The sequence below is a fragment of the Burkholderia sp. Ac-20384 genome, assembly GCF_017104605.1.
GTDB classification, from domain to species: domain Bacteria; phylum Pseudomonadota; class Gammaproteobacteria; order Burkholderiales; family Burkholderiaceae; genus Burkholderia; species Burkholderia lata.
The window spans coordinates 1-844 of record NZ_JAAGPE010000718.1 but is presented as its reverse complement, the minus strand read 5'-3'; the positions used below and the strand labels follow the sequence as shown (position 1 = coordinate 844).

Here is an 844-nt window from a genome sequence, read left to right as displayed (position 1 = left end):
CATCGCGCCGAGCGGCGACACCGCGCGGCCACGCGGCGCGAGCCGCTGCGTCAGCAGCCTTTCGAGGCAGGCCGCCGCGGCGCGGCGGGTGTCGGGTGTCCGCACAGGCGGACCGGATCGCGCAGTCTGCATGTCCCTCCTTCGAGTACTGGCATGTCGCCGGGGCTATCGGTTCCGGCGTAGGATTGCAATTGCAACGATTGTAGTTGCAACGATAACCGGAAGACAAGGACCGACATGATCTCGACGCATCCCCTCACGTTCCATACGGCCGACACGCCGAACGGACACAAGATCGCCATTTACCTGGAAGAGGCCGGGCTCGCCTACGACCGCGTACACGTGGACCTGTCCGCCGGCGAGCAGCGCAGTCCGGCGTTCCTCGCGATCAACCCGAACGGCAAGATCCCGGCCATCGTCGACCACGATGCCGGGCTGACCGTGTTCGAATCCGGCGCGATCCTCGGCTATCTCGCCGCGAAGACGGGCGTTCTGCACCCTGACACGCTGGCCGAGCGCACGGCCGTCCAGCAATGGCTGCACTTCCAGATCGGCGGGATCGGGCCGATGCTCGGCCAGCTCTGGTGGTTCCTGCATGCATCGAAGACGGTCAATGCGCAAGCGCTCGAGCGCTACCGGAACGAGGCGCGGCGCCTCTATGGGGTCGTGAACGGCCGCCTGGCGGAATCGGCGTATCTCGCGTCGCCGCGCTACTCGATTGCCGACATCGCCGCGTTTCCGTGGCTGCGCACGGCGCCCGAACTCGATCTCGACCTGGCCGGCTACCCGCACGTCGAGCGCTGGCTCGCCGGCATCGAGGCGCGGCAGGCCGTTCAGCGGGGCC

General features: G+C 67.8%; 1 protein-coding gene. It reads left to right on the top strand.

What is annotated here, in order from left to right; genetic code table 11:
* Positions 1–237: 237 nt before the first annotated feature.
* Positions 238–844: glutathione binding-like protein (locus G3O00_RS43000; RefSeq protein ID WP_206146633.1), on the top strand; the 607-nt coding region annotated here is incomplete at its 3' end.